The 7,318-nt window shown below is 58.2% G+C and carries 6 protein-coding genes; 1 reads left to right on the forward strand and 5 read right to left on the reverse strand.

What is annotated here, in order from left to right:
• Positions 1 to 532: 532 nt before the first annotated feature.
• The 4 genes from HWX22_RS29930 to HWX22_RS29945 all read right to left on the reverse strand — a co-directional run bounded on the left by HWX22_RS29930 (position 533) and on the right by HWX22_RS29945 (position 3,487).
• On the reverse strand, positions 533 to 1,195 hold the full coding sequence (locus HWX22_RS29930) for a response regulator transcription factor (protein ID WP_175911534.1): 663 nt from the start codon (positions 1,193 to 1,195) through the stop codon (positions 533 to 535).
• A gap of 324 nt (positions 1,196 to 1,519) precedes the next feature.
• Positions 1,520 to 1,678: a hypothetical protein gene (locus HWX22_RS29935; RefSeq protein ID WP_175911533.1), complete on the reverse strand. Its 159-nt coding sequence runs from the start codon at positions 1,676 to 1,678 to the stop codon at positions 1,520 to 1,522.
• Between the two features lie 239 nt (positions 1,679 to 1,917).
• Positions 1,918 to 2,580, reverse strand: coding sequence for a response regulator transcription factor (locus HWX22_RS29940; RefSeq protein WP_059820837.1), 663 nt, complete (start codon positions 2,578 to 2,580; stop codon positions 1,918 to 1,920).
• Between the two features lie 244 nt (positions 2,581 to 2,824).
• Positions 2,825 to 3,487, reverse strand: a complete 663-nt coding sequence (locus HWX22_RS29945) for a response regulator transcription factor (RefSeq protein ID WP_175916928.1) — start codon at positions 3,485 to 3,487, stop codon at positions 2,825 to 2,827.
• Between the two features lie 149 nt (positions 3,488 to 3,636).
• Here HWX22_RS29945 and HWX22_RS29950 point away from each other — a divergent pair, with 149 nt between their 5' ends.
• The gene (locus HWX22_RS29950; RefSeq protein WP_175916929.1) at positions 3,637 to 7,014 is read left to right on the forward strand and encodes a hybrid sensor histidine kinase/response regulator; all 3,378 of its coding nucleotides are present in this window, start codon (positions 3,637 to 3,639) and stop codon (positions 7,012 to 7,014) included.
• On the opposite strand, the gene HWX22_RS31815 is transcribed toward HWX22_RS29950, so the two are convergent.
• Positions 6,979 to 7,318 (reverse strand): hypothetical protein (locus HWX22_RS31815; protein ID WP_208456634.1); only part of this gene is annotated, 340 nt, incomplete at its 5' end. The genes HWX22_RS29950 and HWX22_RS31815 overlap by 36 nt on opposite strands.

A 7,318-nucleotide genomic window follows, 5' to 3' on the forward strand; every position in this document is an offset into this window, starting at 1 on the left:
GCCAGCAGTTATTCCTGCTGACGCAAGCGGCCTACAACCTCACGCGCATGAGAACGCTCGCCGCGAAAGCGGCATAGAGGCGAAAGTCGGCGAGGAAATGACATCGAATCGGCCTGAGCCAAGAATCCTACCGCAGCGTCACAAGGGAGCCTGATAGTTCAATCATCACCGATTGATAGAACGCCCGTCGACTATATTCCGGCCCCCGAAGCTGACGCAAACTACTATCGGCAACTTGAAACAGCTGCCGCTGAACCTGCATTAACTTAAACCAACCAGCCTCGACGATTTCCAGGGCGGTTCGGTGGCACCGAATACTGCGGCCCCGAGCATGTCAGATCGAGTTCCGGCTAATCCGCACTAAGTCAGCTCTCGGGGCGTGGCAGGAGCAACGGCTGTTGATCGATGTTTCGCAGCGAATCGCGCAAGCTGTCAATATCATCGATACAGGGTGGGCGAGTCAGAAAGCGTGTCGGAGACGTGTTTGAATTCGTGCGTGCTCCGTCGCGGTCCGCGATACTGATCGCGCTGCTCAAGTGCTGAAGAAATCGTCGAATCCCCGTCGTGACTCAAAGACTATTTGGTAAAGGTCCGCATCCCGTTCAACGCCAATCTTCTGCATCGCCTTCATCTTCTGCGCGCTGATGGTCTGGCGCGTACGTCGCAGCTGTGCCGCGATCTCGCTGACCGACATCCCGGAGACATAGAGCCGCAGCACTTCGAACTCGCTTTTCGTGAGGTTCAGGTGCCGCGACCCAATGCGCTGCTTACGCCGAGCCGCCGATACCTGTGGCGACAGATATTCAGCATTTGCCAGTACAGCATAGACCGCCGAAATCAGATGTGCGACATCGTCGACTTTGCTCACTATCGCCTTGACCCCGAGCTTGAGCAGTTTGTTTGCCAACCCGGCACCGTCTAGGGCCGTGATCAGGATGATCTGCACGTCGGGAAAATGGGTACGCAGATACGACAGCATCGCAAGCCCGTCGTTGTATTTGCCGTTCGGCATCGCGAAATCAGTAATCAGCAAATCGCACGGCTGACTTGACAATAAGTCAACAATTTCCGTCGAATTGCCGGCTGTTCCGGTCACGTGAACCGGGCAGAGACTGCGCAAGGTGGCTTCGATTCCGAGTAGCACTGCTGGATGGTCGTCGGCAATCACGACATTAAGAGTGTTTGTCGCCAGCATTTAGATGTGCCCCGCTTTAGAGATGTGCCCCCTTCAAATATAGCGATATACCTGAATTCAGGATTTAATACTCGTCCTATTTTCAACGCTTTTTTATGAGACAAGTCATGTGTCTGTGGCGGGTTCGCCAGCCGCGCCACCTTCGCCGCCGCCTCCAACGACGTCACCGCCGGCATCGTATGTGGCGTGACGCTCGGCGAAAAATACGTCGCGCCGTCGCGCAGACACGACCAGGTGGCCCTTATCGTCGAGCCTGCTGAGGACGCCATGGGCGTCGCTTTGGAAGATCCCTTGGGTTGTCGATCGCCGTCAGGACAATCACCTTCATGCCGGGCCATGTGCGCAGCACACGGATTGAAGCAGCGATAGTTTGTCCACGAAGGGGCCGCCCGCCATTACATAATCGGTGATCAGCACGTCGCAGGGTGTACGCGACAGCAGCGCGATCAGTTCGTCGGTGCGCGCGGTGGCACCGTCGCTCAACGAGCGACACCCCTGACCTGCATGGGAATATTCGTGGCGCCGAAGAGGCGTTAAATCAATCTATCAATTTTAAAGGCACTGCTAGAAGCCAGATGACGCTGCCGAAAGGGACGGTCAGGTCAATGGCGCACACACATGCAGTCATCGTGTGACCCGAAGCGTCGTGACACAACACGCATTGTGTTCTCGCAGTCAGTCACGAATCTCCGGATGGTGATGGTGTTGATGATCGCGGCGACTCAATTCTGGAAGATAGCGGCAGTATCGAGCCCCGATTCGTAAACCATTTGGTACAGATCCGCGTCCCGCTCGACACCGAGTTTTTGCATTGCCTTAAGCTTTTGCGCGCTGATCGTTTGCTTCGTGCGGTGCAGCCGTGCGGCGATCTCTGTGACCGACATACCCGACACGTATAGGCGCAGCACTTCCAACTCGTTTTTTGTGAGATCGGTTGTCCGGCGGCTGCCACGCGCACTTTTGAGTCCGCGGCTCACGCTGGGCGACAAATATTCGTTGCCCGAGCGCACCGAGTAGATCGAGGATATCAAATGTCCGAGGTCGTCGATCTTGCTGACGATTCCCTTCACACCTAGTTTCAGCAGGCTCCCGGTCAGTATGGTGCTGTCAAGCGCGGTAAACACGATAATCCGCAGATCCGGATAATGCGACCGGATATACGTGAGCATCGTGATTCCGTCGTTGAACTTACCGTCGGGCATCACGAAATCCGTGATCAGCAAGTCGCATCGTCGTTTTTCCAGAAACTCGACGATCTCAGTGGAGTTGCACGCCGAACCGACGATTCGCAACTGCCGCAAGCTGCGCAACGTTGCGTCAATACCAGCAAGGATAAGCGGATGATCATCCGCAATCAGTACGTTGAATGTATTGTTTGCAAGCATGATTTGGCCTCTCCGCATTGATTGATGCATATCAAGTATCAAAATATAGCGGTAGGCCCTGACGCCGTCTGGATGACTTGTCTTATTTTTCTTTGAAATAAATAAGACAAGTCTTATTTGCGGTCGAAGTAGTGCGGAGCGCTGGACGCGTCAGCGGGTGATCGGTATGCTGCGTCAGCCGTCAGCCGTCAGCCGTCAGCCGTCAGCCGTCAGCCGTCAGCCGTCAGCCGTCAGCCGTCAGCCGTCAGCCGTCAGCCGCATCCTTGGTACCTGACGCGACGAGCCCAGTTTCGTACGCGTACTGAAACAGGTCGGCGTCGCGTTCGATGGAGAGCTTTTTCATCGCTTTGATTTTCTGCGCGCTGACGGTTTGTTTTGTACGATTCAACTGCGCGGCGATCTCGCTGATCGATAGACCAGATGTATAGAGGCGGATGACTTCCGCCTCGCGTGGTGACAACGCTGGCGCGGTGTGGGATGCGATCGCGGTTGCGGCGGTCTTGGCTCGCACACTGGGGGAATAGTAGGTCGCTCCAGCGTACACGGCATGTGTTGCCGCGATCAGGTGATCGATATCATCGAGCTTGCTGAGCACGCCATCCACGCCGCTTTTCGACATTTCCTGCAGCATGGCCGGGTTATCGATCGTCGTCAGTACGATTACCTTCATGTCGGGCCATGTGCGCCGCAGGTATTGCAGCAACGGCAGACCGTCCACGAAGCCGCCGCCGGGCATCGCGTAATCAGTGATGAGCACGTCGCATTTGTTACGCGACAACAGTGCGACCAGATCGTCTGTACTCGCTGCCGTGCCGACGATCTCGATCGTCGGCACCCGCCCGAGTTCATAACGGACGCCGGACAGTACGGTGGGATGATCGTCGGCCAGGATGATGCGGATGTTCATGACGGGTCGGGGGATGCGGGGTGGCACTGCGTATTTAGAGATAACGCGCGGTTAGTGTAACCGAAGCGTTTCCTGTAGTGAGCCGTATGCTACGGCTTTCAACGAGAATACACTTCGTACCTCGTTGCACCGCTAGATCGGACCCTAATATGCCTCTTCTGCGCCAGACACTCGGTGAGCTGCGCCGCTATCACCGCCTTCTGATGACAGGCGGACGCTGTGCCGCTGTACTGGTCATGATCGTTGCGCTTCTCGCCGACGTGACGTTGCTGGTACGTACTTACATCGACGACGAGCGCGAGATGTTCACAATTGCGCACCGACTTGTACGCGGACGTGTCGCTGCGAACGAGCATTCGTTCTTGAACGGGCTGGTTCGTGCGGAACTTTCATGGAGCGACGAGCATGAGGTGCCGGCCAGTCTTATTGCGCGTTTCCGCGCCCGCGGCAACTTACTATCCTGGAAGCCGTTTCCCGCCGAACGGCTGGAATTGCTGATCGCGGCAGCACCGGGTGCGCAGCCGACCGACGACGAGATTGCGCACTACATTCAGTTCGCGACCCAGATTGGCCGTGCCAACATTGCGATGTCGAAAGTGCTGGAGCGGCAGTCGACTCAGATTTTCTTCAGCCCCGGTCGCCAGATCGTAGGCATCCTGCCTACATCGTCGATTGATAGTCCGGCCCGGCTGACCAGTGTAGCGGGTCGTACGGCATTCGTGCAGGAGCTTACCGACGGTGCCGAAGCATTGCTCGATGCGGTGCCTCCGGGAGTTCACAACGTGCGACCGGTAGTGAACTGGTCGCCGCATCGCTACCGGCTGCCCAATGGCCAGGAGATGCTGCGACTTGCGGCACCTGTCGTTCACCATGGCAGGATCGAAGCGGTGCTCGTGGACGAAGTAGATCCCGCTGATCTGGTGTGGCCGATCCTCGATGGGGCGTACAAAGGCGTGTATGCGATTGTCAATGATAACGGTGACGTCATCGCCACGGCGGCGAAAGAAAAGCCGAATCTGAAATTGCTCGATTACGTGTCGCAGTGGCAGCGGGCGCACGGGCCGGTAGCCGGCAGAGTAGTCGAGCATCGCGACGGTGGCCGCTATCTGCTTGCGCGACGCATCGGTACCACGGGTTATTCGCTCGTCTACAGTTACTCGTGGCTTGATATTGCCGACGCCATCTGGAGCAAAGCGCTCGCTGCGGCCGCCATTTCGTTGGCTGTGCTCGTGGCCATCTGGTTCATGTTGTACCAGCTCAACCGTCGTGTATTCCGTCCCATGTACGCGCGCTCCGAACAAGTGTTCGACAGTGAACGACTAAGCCGTACGGTCATTGAAACGGTACCGGTCGGCATCGGACTCGTGTCCGCGGGAAACGGCGCCCTGCTATACGGTGGATCGTCGCTCCACGCACTGAGTCACCTGATCGAAGGCGGTATGGACAGGTTGTTGGGCGAGTTGGCGAAGCGATATGTGCGGCTGAAAGCGGCACGAGTCGGTGAATCCGACGAAGTGTTCCAGGAAGACGTGATGTTGCCCACGATCGACCGCGGCGAAATCGCGCTGCAGGCGCGCTTCGCACTGGGGCGGTACCTGGGCGAAGACGTAATCGTCGCCGCATTTGTCGATATGACCGCGAACCGCGAACTGCAACAGCAGCTGCGCGACGCGAAGGTCGCTGCCGACCAGGCGAGTGCAGCCAAATCTGCCTTCCTTGCCACGATGAGTCACGAGATTCGCACACCGCTCAACGCGATCATGGGCAATTTAGAGCTGCTTGCTCACTCATCGTTGAATCCACTTCAGCGCGACCGGTTGCGAACGATCCGCACATCGTCCAATGGTCTGCTCGCGATCATCCAGGACGTGCTCGACTTTTCGAAGATCGAGGCGGGCGAAATGCAATTCGAGCGTATCCAGTTCAAGGTGGCCGACGTCATCGAGCGGGCGCTTACGATGTTCGCTCCGGTTGCGCATGCGAAGGGTATTGAGCTGTACGGCATGTTCGGCGCGTCGATCGATCAACCGATGCACGGCGATCCGGTTCGCCTTGCGCAGGTCGTGCACAACCTGCTGTCGAACGCCATCAAGTTTACCGACGAAGGCAAGGTTACGCTCGGCATCGCGTATGAACCCACCGTCGGTGACATAGCCAGCAGCGGTACGCTCGTTGTGACGGTAACCGATACTGGCATCGGTATCGATGCCGAGCAGCGCGCACAGTTGTTCAAGGCGTTTGCGCAGGCTGACTCATCGATTTCCCGACGCTTTGGCGGCACGGGGCTTGGTCTTGCGCTATGCCAGCGTCTGACGGTCGGCATGGGCGGAACGATCGAGTTCGACGGCGATGTCGGCAGGGGTAGCCGCTTTACAGTACGTGTGCCGCTTGATCAGATCAAGTCCTCAGACACGTCGATCATGGCAGACGCACGCATCCTTGCCGGGAAGCGCGTGATGTTGCTGGCTGAGGCGAATGAGTGGCATACGTATGCCGCGACATTGATTGAAGCATGGGGCGCTGAGATCGATGCTTTCCGTCATCCGGATGATCTGCCGGAGGTCAGCGGTCGAGTGCTTGTCATCTGCGGGGATCGCAACGGGTGGTCAGCGGACAGCGAAAACCGCATCGTCGAGGACTGCCAGGCTGTGATCAATTGTGGCGTTAGCTGCCCGTTGCAGCCCGTGCGTGTCGGTCGCGTGGTGACGGTATCGTGTTATGCGCCGGCTGGGCTGCGCGCTGCGCTTGACCATCTGCTGAATAACAAACCGCTCGTACCGCTCGACGAGGCATGCACCGCCGGCGCGTCGGCAGATAGCCATGTCCAGGCGCCGCAGCTCGGCCTGCATGTCCTGGTTGCGGAAGACAATGAGGTTAACCAGCGGTTGTTCGACGAGCAACTGACACTCCTCGGCTGTACGGCTCAAATTGTCGCGGACGGCGTCGATGCATTACGGGTGCTGTCCGATGAAACTTTCGACGTTGTACTCACCGATCTCAACATGCCGCGGATGGACGGCTACGTCCTTGCGCAGATCATGCGTGCGCGCTGGCCACAGACGCCAATCGTCGCAGTGACCGCTGACGCAACGGTCGACGAGCGCCGGCGATGTGCCGAACTCGGCGTTCGAACAGTTATCTCCAAACCGCTGTCGCTTGACGGGCTTGCGCGCGTGCTGACGCAGGCCACGGGTGGCGCAGCGCATGGCGTTGGTGACGGCACGAGCGGCGCGTTGCTGGGCGAGCACGCGATGCCGGCCTCGCTCTTCGCGGTGTTTCACAAGTCGTGCACGAAGTCGCTCGAAGTACTGAAGGCGGCGCATGCTCGCGGTGATGTGGCGGCAATGCTGTCGGAGCTGCATTCGCTGAAAGGCGCGTTGGGCATTGTGCAGCAGCATGAGCTTGCGCAGCAATGCAGTGTACTGGAGCGGCAACTCAGGATGGCGGAGCCGGGACAGGCGCACGAGAGCTGGCAATTGCTTTCCCGATCATTAGAGGCAGTGATTAGCGATCGATCGTTTGGGTAGGTTTTGAATGATGTTGACGTCTCGGCGCCAAGCTGCAAGCGCGAGTGGCTCGATCCAGAAGTTGAATGCTGCCGCAGGCATCGCATGCTCCTCGAGGCCGTCCCTGCTTCGGTTCGTCGCCGGGCAGGTCATTTCGAGGCTGCGCTGCGCGCGATTAGCGCTCGAACGGACACCGCTAGGGAAACACTGATTAATAGGCGATCGCGCGAGGTGGTCGGCGATGTGGGCGGGGAATGGCCGGATACCGAAGCGAAGCGCCGCCCATTCGGAGAAGTTTGCCCCGAGGATGCACCTTATTTCTCGC

Origin of the sequence: Burkholderia sp. BCC1638, assembly GCF_902833195.1 — a bacterium.
Lineage (GTDB): Bacteria > Pseudomonadota > Gammaproteobacteria > Burkholderiales > Burkholderiaceae > Burkholderia > Burkholderia diffusa.

What these genes read in the sequence shown, in the direction of transcription:
- HWX22_RS29940 (WP_059820837.1), bottom strand. Translation starts at nt 2,580, where the DNA reads ATGCTTGCAAACAATACATTCAACGTACTGATTGCGGATGATCATCCG.
- HWX22_RS29945 (WP_175916928.1), bottom strand. Translation starts at nt 3,487, where the DNA reads ATGAACATCCGCATCATCCTGGCCGACGATCATCCCACCGTACTGTCC.
- HWX22_RS29930 (WP_175911534.1), bottom strand. Translation starts at nt 1,195, where the DNA reads ATGCTGGCGACAAACACTCTTAATGTCGTGATTGCCGACGACCATCCA.
- HWX22_RS29950 (WP_175916929.1), top strand. Translation starts at nt 3,637, where the DNA reads ATGCCTCTTCTGCGCCAGACACTCGGTGAGCTGCGCCGCTATCACCGC.